The following is a 22,239-nucleotide window of genomic DNA, read 5'->3' on the forward strand; positions in this document are numbered from 1 at the left end:
AGGATGCTAAGCGTGTCAGGGGAGGGCGTCGCGGGCCAGGTCGAGCACGTCCGTCATGTGCGGCTGCCCGCCGACCGCCGCACGCCGGCCGCGGCGCGGGCTCTGGTGCGTGCCGTGCTGGCCGAGGCCGGGCTGGACGACCTGAGCAACGAGGCGTTGCTGCTGACCACAGAGTTGTCCACGAACGCGGTTGTGCACGCTGGGACTGACCTTGATATCGAAGTCACAGCGGACGGGGTCGGACTGACCGTGACGGTCACCGACTTCGCGGGCGGGCCGATCGAGACGGTGCTGGCCCGACCCCAGGCGGACGCTTCGGACATTTCCGAAATTTCGGAAAGGGGGCGTGGATTGTTGCTTGTTGACCATTTCGCCTCTCGCTGGGGCACTATTCACGAAGGCGCGCGCAAGGGCGTCTGGTTCCGGCTCGACAGATCCGACGGGTCAACTTCGCCACACGTGGTCGTACCCCGGCAGTTGGCGACCGGTTCCACGCTCGGCAGCGTGCCCGTCGCCGCCCAGCCCGCGCCCGGCCCGACCCCCACCGCGACCGAGATGGCGCAGCTCAGCCAGACCGCCCCGGACCCGTACGCCGATGATCCGCTTCCCGACTTCGCCAACGACCTGCTGTCCCGCGTCGCGGAGATGGTCGGCGCGGCCGGAGGCGTGGTCCGCCTCGACCGCGGCGACGGTGCCGGCTCGCGGGTGCTCGCGCGCTTCGGCCGCCCGCCGCGGCCCGAAGACGAGCTGCTGCGAATGCCGCTCGCGGTCAACCGGCCGTACAACGGCGAACTGGAACTCGACGCCGCGCCGTCGACCTATGCGCAGCCGCTCGCCGCGCTGGTCGCCGAACGGCTCTCGCTCTACGTCGAGAACGACCGGCTGCGCCGTGCCGACCTGCGGCGCCAGAGCTGGCTCACGTTCCTGGCCGAGGCGAGCGAGCTGTTGGCCCAGTCGCTCGACGTACAGCTGACGATGGCTCTGATTCCTCAGCTCGTCGTGCCGCGGCTCGGCCAGTGGTGCGCGGTGCACACCACGGACGAGTGGGGCCGGCTGCACCTGGCCGCGGCGAGCCACGCCGACGAGTCGATGCTCCCCCGCCTGCACGCGGTGCTGGCGGAGTCGGGCCCGGAGTCGATGGTGTCCCGGCTGCGCGAGGCGTCGCGGACCGAGTCGCAGGTGCCGCTCGGCCCGCCGATGGAAGGCTTCGCGGTGCCGCTGGTGGCCCGCGGGCAACGGCTCGGGACGCTGGCCGTCGGCCGGCACCAGCGACACCGGCACGACCCGGACGAGATCGCGGTGATCGAGGACGTGGCCCGCCGGGCCGGCCTGGCGATCGAGAACGCCCGGATCCACGAGGAGCGCCGCAAGGTCGCACACACCCTTCAGCAGTCGCTGCTGCCACCGGTCCTTCCGGTGGTGAAGGGCATCGGCTTCGCGGCCGAGTACGTGCCGACTGGCGACGCGGCCGAGGTCGGCGGCGACTTCTACGACGTGGTGCCACTGAGCGACGACCGCTGGCTGGTGGTGGTCGGCGACGTGTCGGGCAAGGGCGTACCAGCCGCGGCGGTCACCGGCCTGGTCCGCGACGTGATCCGAGTGCTGGTCCACGACTCGCGGCCGCTGCCGGAAGCGCTGACCCGACTCAACGAGACGCTGGTCGACCGGGGCGGCGGGCGCTATTGCACGCTGGCCCTGGCCGCGGTCGGCCCGGCCCCGTCGGGCGACGGCGACCTCGCGGTCTCGCTGCATCTGGCGGGCCACGACCGCCCGGTCGCGGTCCGCGCGGACGGCCGAGCAGCCTTCGTGGGTACGGGCGGAACGGCGCTGGGCCTACTCGACGAGGTAGCGACCCCGGTAGCGGAGCTGACCCTGCGCCCTGGTGACTCGCTGGTCTTCTACACGGACGGGGTGACCGAGCGGCGCCGCGGTCGCGACCTGTTCGGCCCGGAACGCCTACGCGACGCCGCGGCGCCGTTGGCAGGGTATTCGGCCGACGTGGTCGCGGCGCGACTCAAGACGGCGGTGATCGGCTTCTCGGCAGACACCCCGCGAGACGACATCGCGATCCTGGTACTCCGCAACGACGTCGTACCTAGCTAGCCGCTTCACGACCGACCGGCTCCTCGCCCGGGTCGAAAGCGTCTTGCGGCTGATCTCGCGCGGTGCCGCCTGCGGTGGCGCACCAGCCCGGCGGCGCTCGCTGTGGGCCGGGCCGGCAACCTGGCGCATTTGGCGCCAGGCCACCTGCCGGACGGCGCCAAATCGGTCGGGCCATCCTTCTCCAAGTCGCTCGGAAGCCACCTGCCGAGGGTGCAGGGCCGGTGGCCCGGTCGCCGCACTCTCGATCGTCGGGGTCGGACCGGCCGGGTCGGTTCGGGGCTTGGCGGACGGCGGTCGGGTTCAGCGGAGGCTGCGATGATCGGTGAGACTTGGCGCATGAGGGGGTAGCTCGTGGATCGGATCCGGTGGTCCGTCGACCAGGTGGATCCCGGTCCGGCCGAGCGGATCATGGAGGTCGGCTGCGGCGGTGGGACCGCGGCGGCGCTGGTTTGTGGGCGGCTGCGTACCGGGTCGATGACCGCGATCGATCGCTCGTTGACCGCGGTGAAGAAGACGCTGGCCCGCAACGCCGACTGTGTCGAGGCCGGGCGGCTGACCGTGGTCCAGGCGCCCTTCACCCTCGACGGTGTCGGGAAGCTCGGCCCCTTCGACAAGATCTTCTCGATCAACGTGAACCTGTTCTGGACCACGCCCGCGCGGGAGGAGCTCGACCTCTTGCGCCGGTTGCTCGTGCCGGGCGGCACCATGTACGCCTGTTGGGGGCGCGGACCCACGCCCGGCCGGTCCGACGAGATCGCGGCGCGGGCGGCGGCACGGTTTGTGGCGGGCGGCTTCGATACCTCCGTGACCTCGGCCGAGGGCTTGCAGTGCGTGGCCGCCACGCCCGTGAATACGACACGCTGAGGGCTATGTCCGTTTAGCGTGTGTTCAATGACAACCACCGCGGAGCCCGGGTCGAACAAGTACACCGTGCTCGCCGCGATGGTGTTCGCGGTCGCGATGACCTTCATCGACCAGACGATCGTGTCGATCGCCGTGCCCGACATCTCCGGCGAGCTCGGCATCTCGGCGTCCGCGATCCAGTGGGTGATCAACGGTTATCTGCTGTCGCTGTCGGCCTTCTTCGCCTTTGGCGGCCGGCTCGCTGACCTGCTCGGCCACCGCCGGATGGTCCTCATCGGCGTCACCATCTTCGCCGTCTCGTCGGCCCTGTGCGGCGCGACGCCGAAGGGCGACGGGGCCGAAGCGTGGCTGATCATCTTCCGGGTCATCCAGGGCTTCGGCGCCGCGCTGCTGTTTCCGGCCGCGCTGGCCATCGTGGTCGCCGCCTTCCCGTTGCGGCAACGCGGCAGAGCACTGGCGATCTTCTTCGGCGTCACCGGCGGACTGACCGCGATCGGCCCGATCCTGGGCGGCTGGCTCACCCAGTACACCTGGCGGGCGATCTTCTGGGTGAACGTACCCGTGGCGATCATCGCGGTCGTCCTGACCTGGCTCGCCCGGGTGAACCCGGCACACCGGCGCGAAAAGCTCGACTGGCGCGGCGCCGTTCTGATCGTCGCCGGCATGGCGCTGAGCGTGCTCGGTCTGCAGCAGGCGAGCTCGTGGGGCTGGGACAGCTGGCGCACGTGGCTGTGCATCGTCGCCGGCTTCGCGATCCTGGTGGTCTTCGTGCTGGTCGAGCTCCGCACCGAGACCCCGCTGATCAAGGTCAGAATCTTCCAGGACCGCGCCTTCACGATCGACAACGCGGTGCTGTTCTTCGGCCTGATGGCCTTCGTGCCGCTGTTCTTCTTCGCCAGCGTCTATTCGCAGATCTCGCTGGGCCAGTCCGCCAGCGGCGCCGGCCTGTACCTCCTGATCTTTTTCGGCGGCTTCGTGGTCGCCGCCCAGATCGGCGGTCGCATGCTCGACCAGGGCGGCGCCCGCCGGCCGATGATCCTGGGCTGCGTGCTCGGCACGATCGGTTTCGCCTTCTGGGCCGGCAGTCTGACGACGCTGTCCGAGGGCAGCCAGTGGTACTGGATCATCCTCTCCGGCGCCGGCATCGGCTTCTTCCTAGGCCCAGCGAGCACGGACGCGGTCAACCGCGCGATCAACGCGTCGTACGGCGAGGTCACCGGAATCACCCAGACCCTGCGTAACTACGGCTCGAGCCTGAGCCTGGCCATCCTGGGCACCGTCTTGCTGCAGGTCGGCCGCGACAAGATCTCGACGTCACTGTCCGGCCTGGGCGTACCCAGCGCCGACGCCGCAGCCGCCGCCAACTCCTTGATGACGTCGACGGGCGCCAGCAACGCGGCGGAGGCGCTCCCGCCCTCGATCCGCGAGGCCGCGTTCGACGCCATCGAACGCGACTACGCGGAAGCGAGCCGAGTCGTCTTCTACGGCATGGCGGTCGCGCTGTTCGTGGCCCTCTGTTTCGCCATCTTCCACCCGGGCGGCAAGGTCGAACAGGAGTCCACCGAGTCGGTCGAAAGCCCCGCCCGCACCTCGACCCGAGACGACGACGCCGGCGGCCCTCTCGGTCCCCCGGTCGCGCCAGCCTGACCCCAACCAACCCGACGGGCAACGACCACAAGATCAATCCGTCGCCGGTGTTCGCTGGCCAAGCGCAGGCCAAGGTGTTCGCCGCGCGCGAACGATCGGGGTCCGATGCCCTTCGCCGGTATACGGTCGGCGGAGGGCTCGACGCAGCCGCGCGGCGGTCCGGCACCAGCCGACCGCCCGGCTGCCCACCGCCGACGACCGTCGACATCGGAGCAGCCGGTGACTTGGTCACGCCCGCGACGGAAGGGACTGACGATGCCCCTCGACGACCACCCGCGCCGCTGGAACCAGCCGCCCGGGACGACTCCGCCGTGGTCCGATCAGCCGCCGGCGGAGAGCACGCCGCCGTTGGCTCCGTGGCTCGAGGAGAAGCTCTTCGATCGGCGCATCGTCCTCCTCCAAGGCACCGTGACGGGCGCGGCGGCTACCCGGACCGCCGCTGCCCTGCTCACCCTCGACGCGCAGGGCGCGGACCCGGTCGAGCTGCACCTGCGCAGCCCCGACGGTGACCTGGACGCGGTCTTCGCCGTCATCGACGCGATCGACGTGATGCACGCACCTGTGCACGCCCTCGCGTCGGCCGAGATCGGCGGCGCGGCCTTGGGCCTCTACGCCGTCGCACCGCACCGGCGCGCGTTCCCGCATGCCCGGTTCCGCCTCCGCGAGCCCCGCGCCGCAGGCGTTTCCGGCACCGCCGAGGACGTCGCCCACGCCGCTGGTCACCACCTGCGTGCCCTGGACGACCTCATCGTGCGGATCGCCGGCGCCACCGGCCAGCCACGCAGCCGCATCGAGGACGACCTGTCGCGCGGCCGCCAGCTCACCGCCGAGGAAGCCCGCGAGTATGGCCTCGTGCACGAGATCGTCGCGCCGGGCAGGAAGGCCTCGTGAGCCACCGACACGGCGGCCCACAGCCACACATCGTCCGCGACAAGAAGCCCCCAAGAGCCACCGCGCAACGGCCGACCGCCAGCCATCGTTCCGCCGGCAAGAAGGCCTCACAAACCGCGACGAGCAACGCAAGGCGCGCCCTGCGGGAAGGCTCATAGGCCGCCTATGTAGCGGCCCGGGGCCATGCGGCGTTGTGGGTCGAAGCGTTCTTTCACCTCCCGCAGCGTCGGTAGGGCCGCCACCGGCCCCCACATGTCGACCGCCTGCCGGACCGCCGGCGGGGCCGAGGTCACCACGCACGTGCCTCCCCGGAACAGCAGCACGCCCCGGACCGCGTTGAGGATCGCGGACACCCGCTCGGCCCCCAGGCTCGCCGGCAGCGCCGCATGGACCACGCCTATGCCAGCAGCCCCGCGCACCGGAACCGGCCCGCCCACCGCGTCACGCAACGCGTAGATGGCCGCGTGCAAGTCGCTGATCGGCACCGACAGCCGCAGCGCGACCTCACCAGGCTCGAACGGATAGCGATGCCACCACCGCGGTGGGGTCTCCACCGCTCGGGCATCCCCGCCCAGCACACCGACCGCCTGCTCGGCTCGGTCGAGAACGTCGGCCCGCGTGCCCTCCAGCAGCAGCGCCACCGTGCCCGGACCCTGGCGGCTGCGTTGGCGCGGTATCAGGACCGCCCGGTGTGCCGGCAGGTCGACCTCGATCGCCGACGGGGCCAGCGACGCCGCCAGCACCTGCCGGACCAGATCGTGCACCTCGAGCGGGGTCCACACCGAGCGCGTCAACCAGACCCGGGCGGCCGGCGCCGCCTGGGTGCGCAGGGTCGCCGAGACCAGCAGGGCCAGCGCCCCCTGCGAGCCGCACAGCACCTGGTTGAGTGAGGGGCCGTCGGCGCCGCGCATCGACCAGCCGGACGAGTGGTGCAGCCGGCCCTCGGCATCCACGTAGCTCACCCCGACCACCTGCTCGCACGGCGTGCCGTAGCGGTGCCGCAGCGGCCCGGCCTCGTCGGCCGCCAGGATGCCGCCGACGGTCGCACCGATCGAGCGGGGGTCGCAGGCCAACCGATGCCCGCGCTGGCCCAGCGTGGCCTGCACCGCGCGGACCGGCGTGCCGGCACCGACCTCGACGCTGAGCTCGCCGGCGTCGCGATGCCAGATGCCGGCGAGGCGGCCGGTGTCGACCACCAGGTCGAGCCGGTCGGGTGGCGCTCCCCAGTCGACCTTGGTCGCCGCGCCGCGGGGCACCACCGCGAGGTCATGGGCGGCGGCCAGGGCCAGGACCGCGCCGGCCGCTTCCACCGTGCCGGGCGCGGCCACCCACCGCGCGGGCACCCCGACCACGTCGTCGGCCGGGCCGGCCTCGCGCGCGAAACCCTCGCCACAGATCGCGGCGAGCTGCCTCCGCACGTCGGAGCCCCCCGGCACAGTCATGGCGCAATCGTACACATGTTCGAACGACCCGCAACGCCGTCGAACGCGGCGCCGGGTAGCGTGGCGACCGTGACCGACGAGCCGAAACCCCCTGTCGCGAAGCGGGTCCAGCACGAACGCACCCACCACGGCGACACGATCATCGACGAGTACGCATGGCTCGCGGAAAAGGACGATCCCGACACGCTTGCGCACCTGGAGGCGGAGAACGCGTACACCGAAGCGGTGACCGCGCATCTCGCCCCGCTGCGGGAGAAGCTGTTCGGCGAGATCCGGATGCGCACCCAGGAGACGGACCTGTCGGTGCCGACCCGCATGGGCGCTTACTGGTACTACACCCGCACGGTCGAGGGTCAGCAGTACTCGATCCACTGCCGGGTCCCGCTCGACGACCCCGCGCAGACCGAGCCGCCGGCGACGGGTGACGGCACACCGCTGCCCGGCGAGGAGATCCTGCTCGACGGCAACGCCCTCGCCGAGGGGCACGAGTTCTTCTCCCTGGGCGCCTTCGACGTCAGCCCCGACGGCAACCGGCTCGCCTACTCGACGGACTTCACCGGCGACGAGCGCTTCACGCTGAAGATCAAGGACCTGCGCACCGGCGAGGTGCTGCCCGACGAGGTGCCCGACACCTTCTACGGCACCGCCTGGTCGTACGACGGCAACACGCTCTTCTATCTCACCGTCGACGAGACGTGGCGCCCTTATCGCGTCTGGCGTCACCAGGTCGGCACGCCGACGAGCGAAGACGTCAAGGTGTACGAGGAGCTCGACGAACGCTTCTGGGTCGGTGTCGACCTGACGCGGTCGCAGCGCTACATCCTGATCGAGGCGGGAAGCAAGATCACCAGTGAGGTACGGGTGATCCCCTCCGACGACCCGACCTCCGAGCCCGCGCTGATCGCACCCCGCCGGCAGGGCGTCGAATACTCGGTCGAGCACCACGGCCACCGGTTCCTGATCCTGCACAACGACGGCGCCGAGGACTTCGAGCTCGCGTACACCTCGGTCGACGACCCGATCGGTTGGACCACGATGGTGCCGCATCAACCCGGCACCCGGCTGGAGTCGGTCGACGCGTTCGCCGAGCACCTCGTGATCTCGCTGCGCCGCGACGGCCTGTCCGGCCTGCGCATCATGCCCCTCGGCGAGACCGAGGGCTATGACATGCGGTTCCCGGAACCGATCTACAGCGTCAACATCGATGCCAACCCCGAATACCAGACCTCCGCCGTACGACTGCGCTACACGTCGCTGACGACGCCGGAGTCCGTGTACGACTACGACCTGGCCACCGGCGACCTCGTGCTGCGCAAGCGCAAGCCGGTCAAGCCCGGCCCGGACGGGCGCGAGTTCGACCCGGCCGACTACGAGCAGCACCGCGAGTGGGCGATGGCCGACGACGGCACGCGCGTACCGATCTCGTTGATCCGCCGCAAGGGCACGCCGCGCGACGGCTCGGCGCCGTGCGTGCTCTACGGCTACGGCTCGTACGAGGCCTCGATGGACCCGTGGTTCTCGGTGCCGAGGCTTTCCCTGCTCGACCGGGGCATGGTCTTCGCTGTCGCGCACGTGCGCGGTGGCGGTGAGCTGGGCCGCCACTGGTACGAGAACGGCAAGCTGCTGTCCAAGAAGAACACGTTCAGCGATTTTGTGGCCTGTGCGCAGCACCTCACGAAGGCCGGCTGGACCTCGGCGGACCGACTGGTCGCCCGGGGCGGATCGGCGGGCGGACTGCTGATGGGTGCGATCGCCAACCTCGCGCCACAGGCCTTCGCCGCGATCGTCGCCGAAGTGCCCTTTGTGGACCCGCTGACGTCCATTCTGGACCCATCGCTGCCGCTCACCGTGATGGAGTGGGAGGAGTGGGGCAACCCGCTCGCCGACCCCGAGGTCTACGCGTACATGAAGTCGTACTCGCCGTACGAGAACGTGTCTGATGTGGACTACCCGGCGATCCTGGCCGCCAGCAGCCTGAACGACACCCGGGTGCTCTATCACGAGCCGACCAAGTGGGTGGCGCGGCTGCGAGCCACCTCGCCGCGCGGGCACTACCTGCTCAAGACCGAGATGGGCGCGGGCCATGGCGGCCCAAGCGGCCGCTACGACGCCTGGAAGGACGAGGCGTTCATCGCCGCCTGGATCCTCGACCGCGTCGGCCTCGCCGACTGAACGCGCCGAGGGACCCTTGCCAGGCGAGCAAGGGTCCCTCGTGAACGTCAGTTCATCAGCGCGGCGCCGATGATGATGCCGAGCACCGCCCCGAGCACGCTGGCGCCCGCGGCGTACCAGCCGAGCGGCTTGTCACCCAACACCGCGCCGACCACGCCCAGGATCAGGCCGAGGATGCCGAAGATCAGGGGCGAGATCAGCAGCGCGAGCACGGCGAAGACGAACGCGATGATCGTGCAGATACGGGCGGCCGAGCTACGCGGCCGTGCGGGACTGGTCGGGTAGGACATGCCGTCACTCCTCCAAGTTGTGGATGGAGCGTGCAGTACCCAACCGGGCCGAAGGATATTCAGGCCGCTGCTGCGGCGGCGAGCACTTTAGGGTCCACATTGCCACCGGAGATGACGGCGACCGTCTTTCCGGACGGCAGTTGGTCGCGCCGGAACAGGAACGCGGCGCTCGACACCGCTCCGCTCGGCTCGACCACCAGGCGCGACCGCCGAACCAGCAGTGAGGTCGCCGCGGTGATCTGCGCTTCGGTGACGGTGACGATGCCGTCGAGCCGGGCGTGCAGGTGCTCGAAGGTGAGCTCGCTCAGCGGCACGCGCAGGCCGTCGGCGCTGGTCCTGATCAGGTCGGCGACGTCCCAGGTGACCATCGTGCCGCGCAGCAGCGACTCGTGCGCGTCACCGGCCAGGTCCGGCTCGACGCCGAACACCTTCGCGGAGGGCCGGCGGGCCTTGATCGCTGTCGCCACGCCGGAAGCGAGCCCGCCGCCACCGACGGGGACCAGCACGACGTCGACGTCGGGGCAGTCCTCGAGGATCTCCAGGCCGACGGTGCCCTGACCGGCGATGATGTCGCGGTGGTCGTAGGGCGGGATCAGCGTGAGGCCGCGCTCGTCGGCCAGCTTCTGCGCCACCACGACCCGCTGGCTCGGCGGGACCATGACGATTTCCGCGCCGAGGTCGCGTACCGCCGCGATCTTGATGTCGGGCGCCGTCTCGGGAATGACGACGACGCAGGGAGATCCGAAGACCTTCGCGGCGTACGCCAGAGCCTGCCCATGATTGCCCGAAGAGTGCGTGACGACGCCGCGGGCGCGTTGCTCGGCGCTCAGCCGCGAGATCGCGTTGGTGGCGCCGCGGAGCTTGAAGGAGCCGACGGGCTGGAGGCTTTCGGGCTTGAGGTGGAGACCGGGGGCCCAGGGCGCCGGCAGCACGGTGGTGCGCACCACCGAGCCGGCGATCGCCCGGGCCGCCGCTTCGACGTCGTCGACCGAGATGAGGTCGACGGTCACCCTTCGCTCTCCGGACGGGCGACGTAGACGCCCTTGCCCTGGCGGCCGTCGAGCAGGCCCTCGGTCTTGAGGACCAGCATGGCGGACTCGATGGTCTGGCTGCTCACGCCGTATTGCGCGCACATCTCGCGCTTGGTCGGCAGCTTGGCACCCGGCGCCAGTCGACCGTCCTTGATCTGCTCACGGAGGTCGTCAGCGACGCGTCGGTAGTCCGGCTTGTAAGGGGACATCGGCTCACTTCCGAGTTGGCCTGTCCAGTAGATCACCCCTGTTGCAATCTTGCAACCACAAGACGACTAACCAAAGTTGCGAGGCAAGGTAGACGTGCCAGAGTTGCCCTGGCAGCATGTATCACCGAAGGCGTTCGCTTCCGAGTTGGCCCTTGCGAACGGACTCCTTCACCCCCGGTTCGGGCACCCGCCCGCGCCGAGCCGGGGCGGTTCGGAGTCCCGTCACCGACCCGCCCCGGCGCTCCCAGATGGCCATGCCCTTCTCCCGGGTACGCCCCAGCGTCATCGCGGGCGCCGCCCAGCCCGCACCGGGATCGGGGCAGCGGCCTGCGGCGGCAGCGGTCCGCGACGAGACCTCCGGGCCGCTGTCTGCCGCGGCTATCGCAGGAGGAGTTGACGATGTTCTTCGGAAACCCACCGGACCCGGCCCGAGTCGAAGCATGGAACCGCACCTACCTGACCCACGGCCGCAACCCAAACGACCCGACCCGGTGCGCCATCGCCGGCTGCCCGGGCCAATTTCCGTGCGCCTTCCGCGTGGAAGCGGCCGAACTCCTGATCGTGGCCGGCATCGACCTGCCTGATTCGCCGGTGGCTCAGGACGACGACCGGCCACCCGGCGACTTCGCGGCGATACCGGCCCCGCGGCGCGCAAAACCGTCGAGTCCGCGCTTGTCCACAGTGTCCAGACTTCCGACGCCGATTGACTTCGAAGCGCCCCGGTCGCAAGTCCCAAAGCCGTGGCTTCCGGCCGCAGTTGCTCAACGACAGCAGCCGATCCGGTGCGAAGTAGACGTCTCGCCCCAACCGCTGACTTTCACGGCGAGTAGCTCCGGCGGTCAAGGCGCGACAGAGCCGTAGATCAGCCCGCCGGTTGCGGAGCCCAGCGGCCTTGCCCTTCGCTGCCCTGCGGGCGCCCGCGGGCGCCTCCTCTGGCCGTGATCTTGTGGTTAGACTCCCGCAGCGTGGGATCGAAAACCTCTGCGCTCGACAGTGCCGTCGCTCTCGTGCGGCAGGGTCAGTTGGCCCAGGCCGAAGACGTGATGGTGCGCGAGGTGCAGGCTGTCGCGGCCAAGCACGGTCGCGGCAGTGTGCGGTGGGCTGAGGCGCAGTGTGATCTCGGGACTGTGCTGATGAACTGCGACCAGCTCGGCCGCGCCGTCGATGCCTTTCGCGCAGCCGCGTCCGTTGACCCCGGAAGCGACTACGAGGCGCGCAAAGATCAGATCACGTACCGCATGAATTTGGGTATCGTCCTGCGGCTGGCCGGCCGGATCGAAGAGGCCGAGGCCGAGCTTCGGCAGGGGCTGCGCGAGCGGCTGGCGTTCTACGGCAAGGAGCACGCCGGCTACGGGTTCGGGCTCGAACCGCTCGCCGCCGTGCTGCTGCAGCGTGGCAATCTGGCCGAGGCCAGGCAGGTCGTCGACGAGACCGTCGACAACTTCTGGCGCAACGGGCACGAGCGGGTGGCCACCGCGATCGCGCTTCGCGGTGAGATCATGGCCGCCGGCGGCGAGACCGGCCCGCTCTTCCTCGGCCTCGACCAGCTGCCCGAGCACGTCGTCGAGCAGGTCGCGGCGGCCGTAATCAGCCAGGGCCAGGGCAACCCCGCCGTGCTCACCGACCTCGCCGCCGCCCTCGAAGCTCGCCTTGGCCCGGACCACCAGGCCACCCTCAACGTGCTGTCCGCGCTCGCCAACACCGGTCACGGCCGGGTCGACGCCATCCAGCGCGTGCTCGCCTCCTACGACCGCCAAGGCCGCGACGAGGAAGCGCTCATGGCGACGCTCGGCCTCGCGCTGGCCCAGAGCGACAGTGGCGACGACGCGGGCGCGCTGGCCAGCTACGAGTCCGCGTACGCCCTGGCCAACCGGCTCCGTCGACCGGAGCTCGTGAGCCAGACGCTGCGCAACTGGGGGCTGGCGCTCAAGGAGGTCGGCCAGCTCGGTCCGGCGGAGCAGCGACTGGCGGAAGCGGTCGCGGTCGCCCGCGGCGGTGCCGACCGCGAGACCCTCGGCCGCGCGGGCGTCGCGCTCGGCTTGTTCCTCCAGCACGAGGGGCGCCTCTCCGAGGCCGAGAAGGTGATCGAGGAAGGGCTGTCCGCGCTGGATCCCGTGCACCCCGACGCTCTCATCGGTCGCAGCCACCTCGGCGCGGTGCGGGAAGGCCGCACGTGCGGTTGCGGCGATCTGCCGAGCACGATCAGCGACGCGTTCCGCGACTTCGTCATGGCCATCCCCCAGGACCTGCTGGCCGACCTGCGCGTGACGATCGTCGACCACGACTTCAAGATCGACGTAGAGCTGCGCCGCGAGCCCGCGAAGGACGAGCTCGAACGGCTCAACGAGGTGGTCCAGTCGGCGCACGCCGAGTTCCGCCGCCGGATCACGACCCGAAGCTGAGCGCTGACGCCGTTCGATATTGCCCGGCCCGACCGCCGCAGAGGACCAGAATCGGTCAAAGAGCGGAAGATCGGGGACGGACATGGCGCGTACGGTGGCTCAGGCAATGGTCTCCACGCTCAAGGCGTCCGGAGTCCAGCGGGTGTACGGCATCCCCGGTGACTCCCTCAACGGCTTCACGGATGCGTTGCGTCGTGACGGAGGCCTGGCCTGGGAACACGTGCGCCACGAAGAGGCCGCCGCGTTCGCCGCCGCCGGTGAGGCCGGCGTGACCGGGCAGTTGGCCGTCTGCGCGGGCAGTTGCGGGCCGGGCAACCTCCACCTCATCAACGGGTTGTACGACGCCAACCGCAGCAACGTCCCCGTCCTCGCGATCGCGGCCCACATCCCCACACCGGAGATCGGGAGCGGCTACTTCCAGGAGACCCATCCGCAGAACCTGTTCTCCGAATGCAGCGTCTACTGCGAGCTGGCCAGCATCCCGGAGCAGATGCCGCGGCTGCTGGAGATGGCCATGAGGGCGGCCGTCCAGAAGCGCGGTGTCGCCGTCCTCGTCATCCCCGGCGAGATCTTCTTCGCCGACGCCGACGACGCGAAGGGTGAGGGGCGGTGGCCGGTCGCCGTGCGCCAGGCCGACGCCGTCGTCCGGCCCGACGACGCGTCGCTCGCCGCGGCCGCCGAGGTGCTCAACCGCGCCCAGCGGGTGACCATCCTGGCCGGTGCGGGCTGCGCGGGCGCGCACGGTCAGCTGATCGACATCGCCGGTGCGCTGAAGGCTCCGGTCGTGCACGCCTTGCGCGGCAAGGAGCATGTCGAGCACGACAACCCGTACGACGTGGGCATGACGGGTCTGATCGGGTTCAGCTCCGGCTATCGGGCCATGGAGCACTGCGACGCCCTGCTCATGCTCGGCACCGACTTCCCCTATCAGCCGTTCTATCCGGACGACGTGCCCGTGGTGCAGGTCGACGTGCGCGGCGAGCGGATCGGCCGCCGCGTGCCCGTGCGGGTGCCGCTGGTCGGCACGGTCAAGGACACCGTCGACGCGCTGCTGCCGCTGCTCACCTCGAAGACCGACAGCGCACACCTGGACCGGATGACCGCCCACTACCGCCGAGCCCGTGCCCGGCTGGACCGGCTGGCCGAACCCGGTCGCGGCGGCCGGCCGCTGCACCCCCAACACGTGGCCGCGATGATCGACAAACTCGCCACCGACGACGCGGTGTTCACCGTCGACGTCGGGACACCGAGCATCTGGGCCGCCCGGTACCTGCACCTGAACGGCCGCCGGCGGCTGATCGGGTCGTTCACCCACGGCAGCATGGCCAACGCGCTCCCGCAGGCGATGGGCGCGCAGGCCGCCGACCGAGGTCGACAGGTCTTCGCGCTGTCCGGCGACGGCGGGGTCTCCATGCTGCTCGGGGAGCTGCTCACGCTGCGCCAACAGCGACTGCCGGTCAAGGTCGTGGTGTTCAACAACAGCGCGCTGTCGTTCGTCGAGCTCGAGATGAAGGCCGCGGGCATCGTCACCTACGGCACCGACGTGCCGGACCAGGACTTCGGCGCGATCGCAAGAGCGGCAGGGCTTTTCGGCGTACGCGTCGACAGCGCCGACCAGCTCGAACCGGCCCTGCGCGACGCCCTGGCCCACGACGGGCCGGCGGTCGTCGACGTCCGCACCGCCCGCCAGGAACTGTCGCTGCCGCCCAAGCTCACCTACGGCCAGATCAAAGGCTTCACGTTGTACGCCACCCGCACCATCCTCTCCGGCAACGCCGACGAGATCGTCGAACTGGCCCACACGAACCTGCGCCAGCTCGACCTGGAGTAGTACGTCCGGCGGCTGAACCGGTCCAAGCGATTGCCGCCCGCGGCCCGATGTCCGAAGACGGTCCTCCCGGCACCGTTGCCCTTGTGATCGGAGGCAGAGAGCTCGGCCCTGTCCTCAACGTGCCCAATGCCGTCACGCTCGTGCGGGCCCTGGTCGCGGTGGGTTCTTGGTTCGGCCGCGGTGTCCACCGCCAGCGCCGCGCTGCTGGTCGCCGCCTACCTGACCTACTGGGTCGGCGACATGCTCGACGGGCTCATGGCCCGGCTGTTGCGGCAGGAGACCCGGGCCGGCGCCGTGTTCGACATCCTCGCCGACCGTGCCCGCACCTCCGTGTGTGCGGCCGGCCTGCTGGTGCTCAGGCCTGACATGGCCGTGCCGATCGCCGTGTTCTTCGTCCAGTTCATGGTGGTCGACAACCTGCTCAGTCTGGCCTTCCTGCGCTGGCCGCTGTTGAGCCCCAACTACTTCGACCGGGTCAGCCCCGCCATCCACCGCTGGAACTGGTCCCCGCCCGCCAAACGCCCATGAAGGCCGCCGTCTTCGCCGCCACCTGCCTCGCCGGCCGCGCGATCAGACTCAGCGTCGTGGCCGCGGCCCCGCGCCTGCTGACCTGAGGCACGTTCGGAGCGACTGTCCCCCGAGCCAGGTCAGACAGATGTCGACCTCCTCGCCAGCCCGAGTCGATGGTCAGCGAGTGCCCGCGGTCGGCGAAGGTCTCGATGTCGGTGACCGCCTCGGAGTGCCGGTACTGCTTGAAGGTCGCCCGCGTGACCGTGTCGGTGACCGGGTCGTTGCCGCTCGCGATCAGCAACCGCGGTCTGGTCGTCGGTCGCCACCTCGGCCGGCGAAACATGGGATCGCAGCTCGTCGTTCCGCCCGACGAGCGGCCGACCGGCAGGCACGCTCACAGGATCGAGCATCCGACGCGACGTCGGTCACCCTCGATGTCCTATGAGGACGCTTGGCTGCGTGGCGGCACGAGCGTCCGCACGTCGCACTCGTACCCGGAAAGAGGTGATCATGTGAAGCTGCCGGTTGGGGACGAACGGGACTTTCGCGAGGTCCGTCGCGGCAAACGGACATCACGCTGCCTAGCTGTGACGGTTCGGCCGTTGTCCGGCCAATGTCGCCACGGAGTGATCGCTCCCCAAGTAGCTTGATGGTGACGCCCGAGCCGAGTGCCCGGCCCATCGCCAAAGGGCCCGTTCGCCTTTCGCCACTCGGCTCCCCTCTGTTCACTGGAGAGGCTCGCGGCATGAAATGGCACGGTCCGCTGTCAGGCCATTATCCCGCGGTGGCGACGATGGTCATCGCCGCCCTGATCCCCTATCTCGTGCTGTCGGCCGCCCTGCAGCCGCTCACCGGGATCATCGGCGCACAGCTCCACATGAGCACGGAGGAGACGAACCTGGCGACGGGCCTCGCCAACGCGGGGTACGCGCTGGGCACGGTGCTCTCCGTCCAGCTCGCCCAGCACCTACCGCAACGCCGGATGTTGATCATCTATGGCGTGCTACTGGTGATCGGGTCCGTCCTGGCCGCATCGGCGACCGGTGCCGTCATGTTCATCTCCGGTCACGTCCTTCAGGGCTTGTGCACCAGCCTCTTGCTGATCGCCGCCGTGCCACCGTTGGTCACCGGCTTCCCACCGTCGAAGATCCGTTACACCGCCGTCGTCCTCAACATGGGCATCTTCGGCGCCGTCGCGCTGGGCCCGCTGATCGGCGGCATCCAGGCCGACGCCAACGCCTGGCGGCCGCTGTTCTGGGCGATCGCCGGCATCTCCATCCTGGCGCTGTTGCTGATCGTGCTGACCTACCAGGACGTGCCGGCAGCGGACCCGACGGCGACCCGCTCGCCGCTGGCCGTGGCGCTGGCGGCGACGGGCTGTATCGCCGCGTTCTACGGCGCGACCCAGCTGTTGACCCACCGGGAGCTCAACGCCGCCACGCTGGCACCGTTGACCGCGGGCGTACTGGTGATCCTCGTGCTCCTCGTCAACCAGTACCTCTCCAAACGACCGTTGCTGATTGTCCGACCTCTGACGAGCACGCTGCCGGTGTCCGGCATCGTGGCGGCCATGTCGGCCGCGGCGGCGTCGATCTCCGCGATCACCCTGTCGGGCCTGATCCTGGCCGACCGCTACTCCGCGCTGAAGCTCGGCCTGCTCTTCCTACCCGAGTTCGGCGGCGCGGTGATCACCACGATCCTGTTCGCGATCCTGTTCACCACGAAGGGCCTGCACTACTTCGCCCTGACGGGTCTGCTCTGCCTCAGCGCCGGCATCGCGCTGATCGCCGGCGCCCTCCCACCCAGCACGATCATCACGCTGGTCGGCACGGGCCTGATCGGCGTCGGCGTGGGCGCGTCGGTAGCGCCGGCGCTGTTCATCGCCGGTTTCTCGCTCCGCAACGCCGCATTGCAGCGGGTCTTCGCGATCGTCGAGCTGCTGCGAGCGGTGGCCGCCTTCATGATCGCGCCGATCCTGGTCTACATCGCGACGACAGTCATGAGCAACACGGAAAGCGGCGTACGCACAGCGTTGTGGATCTGTCTCGGCTTGTCGGGCGCAGGCGCCCTGACGGGCATCGCCCTCTACTGGGCGGCCCGGGTAAAGCCCCCGAGCCCATCCCTGGCGAACTGGTTCGGCGGCGAAACCGCGTGGTACAGCCCACCACTGCTGGGCCGCTTCCGCCGCAACGCCCGAACACCGGAACAACCGTCCGGCCCGGCCGAGTTCGAGATCTCACAATAACGCTCAGTCACTATTTGATCACCAAAGCCGCACCGGCCCGGCACCTGACCTGCGACGCGCCAGATTCTGGCCCGGCCTGGGAACTGGCTCCACGTTTCGTCCACTTGGCGCCGAAAGCAGGCGTCCGACCACCCTGGCGGGAACCCGCCGTCGAGGGCCCGGCGTGACGCCCGCTCATGGCACCCCTTTATGTCAAGACACCGCTCGGAGTGCGGTTTAGGTTGGTTGGTGGCGGGTCCGGGAAGTGGCTTGTCCGAAGGGCCGATGTCCGGGGTCAGGTCGGTCACGCTGGATTGCAGAGTCGCCCCCGAGTGCCCTCCCGGATCCGCCGCCTGCCTGCGTCTCTGGTCGGCGACCATGCGGGCGTAGACGACGTTGGACAGTCGCCGTTTCAGCGCGCGCATGGCTTCCATGGACGTCTTCCCGGCGGCTTTCCTCGCGTCGAAGTAGGCGCGGCCTTCGGTGCGGTTGCGTAGCTGGACCACGGCCATGATGTGCAGCGTTCGGTTGATCCGCCGGTTGCCGGCGCGGGAGAGCCGGTGACGCTTGGTCGCCGGATGAGGCGTCCAGCGGGGCGGTGCCGTTCCAGGAGGCGAACCGGTCGCGGTCGGCGAAGCGGCGGATGTCGGCCGGCGTCTGCCAGTAGACGGGCTGCCCCTGAGGGGCCGATGCCGTGCAGGTCCATCAGGGTGCAGCCGCGGGCGACCACCAGCTCCTTGAGGTCCTTCTCGGCGGTCTTGATCTTCTTGTCGATGCCCTCGAGCTCACCGATGAGTTCGACGGCGATGCGGCCTCTGGTCTTGCGTGCGGACAGGAATTGCTTTGCCCCGCCGGGGAAGAGCTCCAGCAGCAGCCGGTGCAGCCGGTTGATCGTCTGCGTCCTCGCGCGGCCAAGCTCGTCGCGGCGGTCGGCCAGCATCCCCATCACCTGCAGGTCCGGGTCGAGTTCGACCTGTACGACCTGGGCTGTTCGACCTGTTTGTAGTCCACGCATCGGTCGCAGTCGGCGCTTGAGCTGACCGTGATCCGATTCCATCGGATTGTTCGCGTACTGCTCGACGTGATGCCACGCCGAGGGAACCAGCTCATCGAGTACGCCTGGATAGACCGGCGCGGCGTCGGTGACCACTTCGGTCGGCATCACCTTCAGCGTCCGCAATGCCTGGGTGAAGAACCGACGCGTCGCCGTGGCGTCCCGGCGGGTCGAGACCAGGACGTCGATGACTTGGCCGCGCTGGTCGACGGCCCGGTAGACGTAGCGCCAGGCTCCGTTGACGTTGACGTAGGTCTCGTCGACGAACCACCGATCACCCGGCGCGTGCCTAGAGAACCGGGCGGCATCGGCGAGAAGCGGCGTGAACCGCTGCAACCAGCGGTAGACCGTGACGTGGTCGACCTCGATGCCGCGTTCGGCGAGCAGTTCCCCGACGTCGCGGTAGGACAAGCCGTAGCGCAGGTACCAGCGCACCGCCAAGACGATCACCTCTGACGGGAAACGGAACCCGGCGAACGCCGAACGGGCAGAAGACCAGGGGCGAGGCCCAGAAGTGGACCTCACCAGATCAAGCCTGCCTGATCATCCGATCAACGCAACGGAGCCGGTCAGGTTACTCATCGTCGTGCCGTCGTCCGGTACCGCGACGTACAACGCCTGGCGATCACCGTGCACGGCGACGACCTGCTGCGCGAGAACGTGTCGACCACGATCGCTATGATGCTTCGAGTGATCGTCTCAAATGCATCGAAGTCCTGGTCGCGTCGAGCAGTGGGGGTTCTGCTCGCAATGGTCGGCGTTTTGGCCTTCGCGGCGACGCCAGCACAGGCCGACCCCTACCAGAACTGGTACTACGCCGGTGACCACTCGCAGGGCGGCACGCTCCGATCCTCGGTCAACGGCAGCTACTACACGTACGCCACGAACGGGACCCAGGGCGTCGGACCCGTCCAGCTGACCATCACGGACCGCAGCGCCGACGGATACCGCGCTCGCGTGTGGTTCAACATCTACACCTGCCACTGCACTAGCGCGACGTACCGTGCCCGGGCACTGCACTACGACAACACCCTGGGAGCCGGTAAGTCGGTCAGCATCAACGCGGACGGCGACGGGCTGAGCTCGGGAGCGCCTTCGGGCACGACCCGGTTCTACACAGTCGAGATCAAGGTCGGCCGGTACGACGGTGACACCGGCAACTACAGCTCGACCACCCTGCTCACCAAACAGTTCAGCCTGACCACCAGCTGACTCCGCCGTCTTCTCTGACCGACACGCGGACGGCCGGGCGGTGGCTCCTCGCCGCCAACCGGCCGTCCTGCCTCACGGAGCCGAATAACCTTCAGTCCTCAGGACGTAATAGACGAGCTGCGCCGAGGCCGCAAGAGGCGCCCTAGCAAATGACCATCGGACGTCGCCATCCGGCTGACCGTCGTAGGACCGAACTCTAGGAGCATCCGCGCGCTGGTTTCCTGAATCCGTACGGGCCTCGATCGCACCATAAGCACTCCTATGTGGCTCGGGCGGGAGTTCGCCTCTTCTGGCCCGCGCGGTAGACCTCGGTGCCTTTCTCGGTTGGCGCCAGCGGTCGTCGTGCACGCATCGTTGTGTCCAGGTCGTGTCAGTGTGCCCACCAACGTCGTACTCGGACTTCGCGCACAGGGATCTCTGACGGGTCGAGTGGCCGGTCGATGGTCGGGCGGGCGGTCCAGGGTGTGATGCGGTCGCGTTCGTGTTGTTCCGCGTAGTACCGGGCCATGGTCTCGTCGCCGGCGCGTTCGAGCGCTTTGATCAGGTCGGTGACGAGCACGTCGAGGCGCTGGTTTTCGGCTTCGGCGGCGAGCATGCGTTCGTGGGCTGTGACGGCGCGACGTCCGCACCATTGCCGCAGCAGCTCGTGTCGGGGGCGGTCAAGGCGCCGGTACCAGTAGTACTCCCACTCCGGTGAGGTGGACTCCTGCTTGCCCGTGTCGATGCTCAGGCGTTCGCCGCCGTTCTTACACTTGTGACGCGACTTTTTCTCCTGCTCGATGACGAGGTCCAGGACCGGCTGGGGATGGGCCCGGCACGCCGCTTCCGCGATGAGCAGTGCGGCGGCGGGCGAGGCGATATCGGCGCCCTCGTGGTGAAACCAGTCCAGGCCGGCGAGGATCTCGTCGGTGGGCACGCGGATGATCTTCGTCAGCTGCGCCGTGTCCTTGATGGCGGTCGCGAACTCGACTGGACGGTGGACCCAGGTCGCGACGTCTTCGGGGATCAGCAGTTCGAAGATTTCCTCGATACATGCCTGCTCGGTGTCGTCGAGGTCCGCATTGTCGATGCGTTGCCAGTTCGCCATGAGCTCGTCGAAGGACGCGACCTCGTTCCACAGGAACCGCAGCCGTGCCGCGGGAACGTTCTCCTGACGCCTGTCCGGGTCGTCGACGAACGCTACGTCAACGCGGGTGCTGGTCTTCTTCGTCGTCACCGCCACGATCCGCACCCGCTCTGAGGCCGAGTTGTCACGCAGCCGGTAGACCCACTCGTCACCGACCACGAACCGCGCCGGATCCGCTCGCATTACGCCTCCAACGCCGTCTTACGGTGCGGCGCAGCATTTCTTGTACTTGGTTTGTGCCCCACACCAGCACGGCTCGTTGCGGCCGGGTGGCCACGAGATCAGCAGCTCCGGGTGAGCCTGCGCGACATCGAGCGCGTGGTTGGCGCGCAGCAGCCCGGGGTCGTCGGCGGTCCCATGTGGTGGTTGTAGCGGGACCGCTCGTATCGGCACGATCTTGATCCCGGTCATCCCGGCGGCGGCAGCCTCCCGAAGCCGCGCCTGGAACGCTTTGCAATAGTCGGCGTGGCTGCGGCCTGCGGCGGCGATCCCGCCCGGCTCGGTCAGATCGGGCCACGTCCGTAACGCGGCCTCGTACTCCTCGGCCGGGAACCATCCCAACAACGGCTCCGGTCGGCCCGCTCCGGCCGACGCCGCCATCGATGCCGCAGCTTGGCCCAATGCCTCAAAGCTCCCGAACCCGGCCGTCACCGGACTATCATGCAGCGCCTGCCGTCGATGGCACCAGGCGAGCCGCCGACCCGAGCAAGCACCATGCGGACTGGTATGGGCGCGGTCAGCAGAGCATGCGCGGCGTCGCTCGGACGTCGACCGGCTCGCCGTGTATCGAACGCCTTCGCAGGCGGCTGTCGAATCGGCGGGCTGGACAGGCCCAGGGCTTCACCAGAAAGAGGCCGCCATGCCATTGGTTGGAATCCTTCTAAGGCGATGCGGATCGAGAGCGGCGACCTACCTGTCACGCCTGCTGACCGTCGGCCGCTACTGGACTTCCTCGGCACAGGCCGGGGCCTGATGGCGCGGTTGGCGGTGTCCGTACGAGTATCCGGGCGAAGTGATCCTCGATAGAGCAAGCGCGATACCGCAGGCTTCTACGGCTTGTTCGGCTCAGGAACGGGGTTTGAGCCGGTCGCGCGTCAAAGCTCGATACTTCGGGCCGGCGTCACGGCCAGGACGGTCGCGGACATCGAACGCCGCGCGTACGGCCCGCAGACGCTCGCACCTTCGACGCGCGTTCCGTATCGCGGCCATTGCGGATATCTGGGACAACAAA

Annotated in this window: 15 protein-coding genes and 2 pseudogenes; 10 read left to right on the plus strand and 7 right to left on the minus strand. The window is 69.3% G+C overall.

Translation table 11 applies throughout. The annotated features are described in order from the left end of the window. Positions 1–12 precede the first annotated feature (12 nt). The 4 genes from AB0J88_RS14955 to AB0J88_RS14970 all read left to right on the plus strand — a co-directional run bounded on the left by AB0J88_RS14955 (position 13) and on the right by AB0J88_RS14970 (position 5,505). Positions 13–2,103, plus strand: coding sequence for a SpoIIE family protein phosphatase (locus tag AB0J88_RS14955; protein ID WP_364344649.1), 2,091 nt, complete (start codon positions 13–15; stop codon positions 2,101–2,103). A gap of 351 nt (positions 2,104–2,454) precedes the next feature. After that, entirely contained in the window at positions 2,455–2,967 is a 513-nt protein-coding gene (locus AB0J88_RS14960) for a class I SAM-dependent methyltransferase (RefSeq protein ID WP_364344647.1), read from the plus strand. Positions 2,968–2,994: 27 nt separating this feature from the next. Further along, positions 2,995–4,614, plus strand: coding sequence for an MFS transporter (locus AB0J88_RS14965; RefSeq protein ID WP_364344645.1), 1,620 nt, complete (start codon positions 2,995–2,997; stop codon positions 4,612–4,614). A gap of 255 nt (positions 4,615–4,869) precedes the next feature. Beyond that, positions 4,870–5,505, plus strand: coding sequence for an ATP-dependent Clp protease proteolytic subunit (locus AB0J88_RS14970; protein ID WP_364344643.1), 636 nt, complete (start codon positions 4,870–4,872; stop codon positions 5,503–5,505). Between the two features lie 152 nt (positions 5,506–5,657). Here the strand turns inward: AB0J88_RS14970 and AB0J88_RS14975 are convergent, their stop codons facing one another. Further along, positions 5,658–6,947 (minus strand): FAD-binding oxidoreductase, encoded by a 1,290-nt coding sequence (locus tag AB0J88_RS14975; protein ID WP_364344641.1) that lies wholly within the window; start codon positions 6,945–6,947, stop codon positions 5,658–5,660. A gap of 69 nt (positions 6,948–7,016) precedes the next feature. Here AB0J88_RS14975 and AB0J88_RS14980 point away from each other — a divergent pair, with 69 nt between their 5' ends. Further along, positions 7,017–9,119, plus strand: a complete 2,103-nt coding sequence (locus tag AB0J88_RS14980; RefSeq protein ID WP_364344639.1) for a S9 family peptidase — start codon at positions 7,017–7,019, stop codon at positions 9,117–9,119. Positions 9,120–9,166: 47 nt separating this feature from the next. Here the strand turns inward: AB0J88_RS14980 and AB0J88_RS14985 are convergent, their stop codons facing one another. From AB0J88_RS14985 to AB0J88_RS14995, 3 genes are read right to left on the minus strand one after another with little or no spacing between them, the layout of a single operon-like run. After that, positions 9,167–9,409, minus strand: a complete 243-nt coding sequence (locus tag AB0J88_RS14985; RefSeq protein ID WP_364344637.1) for a hypothetical protein — start codon at positions 9,407–9,409, stop codon at positions 9,167–9,169. A 59-nt stretch (positions 9,410–9,468) separates the two neighbouring features. Beyond that, positions 9,469–10,419 carry a threonine/serine dehydratase gene (locus AB0J88_RS14990; protein ID WP_364344634.1) on the minus strand — a complete coding sequence of 317 codons (951 nt, stop codon included), beginning with the start codon at positions 10,417–10,419 and terminating at the stop codon, positions 9,469–9,471. Then, the gene (locus AB0J88_RS14995; RefSeq protein ID WP_089252336.1) at positions 10,416–10,649 is read right to left on the minus strand and encodes a winged helix-turn-helix domain-containing protein; all 234 of its coding nucleotides are present in this window, start codon (positions 10,647–10,649) and stop codon (positions 10,416–10,418) included. The genes AB0J88_RS14990 and AB0J88_RS14995 overlap by 4 nt, the downstream gene beginning before the upstream one ends. A gap of 965 nt (positions 10,650–11,614) precedes the next feature. On the opposite strand from AB0J88_RS14995, the gene AB0J88_RS15000 reads away from it, so the two are divergent. From AB0J88_RS15000 to AB0J88_RS15015, 4 genes and pseudogenes are all read left to right on the plus strand, one after another. After that, the gene (locus AB0J88_RS15000) at positions 11,615–13,051 is read left to right on the plus strand and encodes a tetratricopeptide repeat protein (protein WP_364344631.1); all 1,437 of its coding nucleotides are present in this window, start codon (positions 11,615–11,617) and stop codon (positions 13,049–13,051) included. Between the two features lie 82 nt (positions 13,052–13,133). Continuing rightward, a complete protein-coding gene (poxB, locus tag AB0J88_RS15005) occupies positions 13,134–14,882 on the plus strand; it encodes a ubiquinone-dependent pyruvate dehydrogenase (RefSeq protein ID WP_364344628.1) in 1,749 nt (582 codons plus the stop codon). A 149-nt stretch (positions 14,883–15,031) separates the two neighbouring features. After that, positions 15,032–15,401: pseudogene (locus tag AB0J88_RS15010) on the plus strand (CDP-alcohol phosphatidyltransferase family protein); the annotation flags it as partial. A gap of 784 nt (positions 15,402–16,185) precedes the next feature. Next, positions 16,186–17,637 (plus strand): MFS transporter, encoded by a 1,452-nt coding sequence (locus tag AB0J88_RS15015; protein WP_364346062.1) that lies wholly within the window; start codon positions 16,186–16,188, stop codon positions 17,635–17,637. 955 nt (positions 17,638–18,592) lie between these two features. Here the strand turns inward: AB0J88_RS15015 and AB0J88_RS15020 are convergent. After that, positions 18,593–19,195, minus strand: a pseudogene (locus tag AB0J88_RS15020) (IS6 family transposase); the annotation flags it as partial. Between the two features lie 207 nt (positions 19,196–19,402). Between AB0J88_RS15020 and AB0J88_RS15025 the strand changes: the two are divergent. Then, positions 19,403–19,882: a hypothetical protein gene (locus AB0J88_RS15025; protein WP_364344625.1), complete on the plus strand. Its 480-nt coding sequence runs from the start codon at positions 19,403–19,405 to the stop codon at positions 19,880–19,882. Between the two features lie 370 nt (positions 19,883–20,252). On the opposite strand, the gene AB0J88_RS15030 is transcribed toward AB0J88_RS15025, so the two are convergent. Continuing rightward, positions 20,253–21,167: a hypothetical protein gene (locus AB0J88_RS15030; RefSeq protein WP_364344622.1), complete on the minus strand. Its 915-nt coding sequence runs from the start codon at positions 21,165–21,167 to the stop codon at positions 20,253–20,255. Between the two features lie 42 nt (positions 21,168–21,209). Next, a complete protein-coding gene (locus AB0J88_RS15035; RefSeq protein ID WP_364344619.1) occupies positions 21,210–21,659 on the minus strand; it encodes an SEC-C metal-binding domain-containing protein in 450 nt (149 codons plus the stop codon). Positions 21,660–22,239: the final 580 nt, after the last annotated feature.

The organism is Asanoa sp. NPDC049475 (assembly GCF_040676915.1).
Classification (GTDB): Bacteria; Actinomycetota; Actinomycetes; order Mycobacteriales; family Micromonosporaceae; genus Asanoa.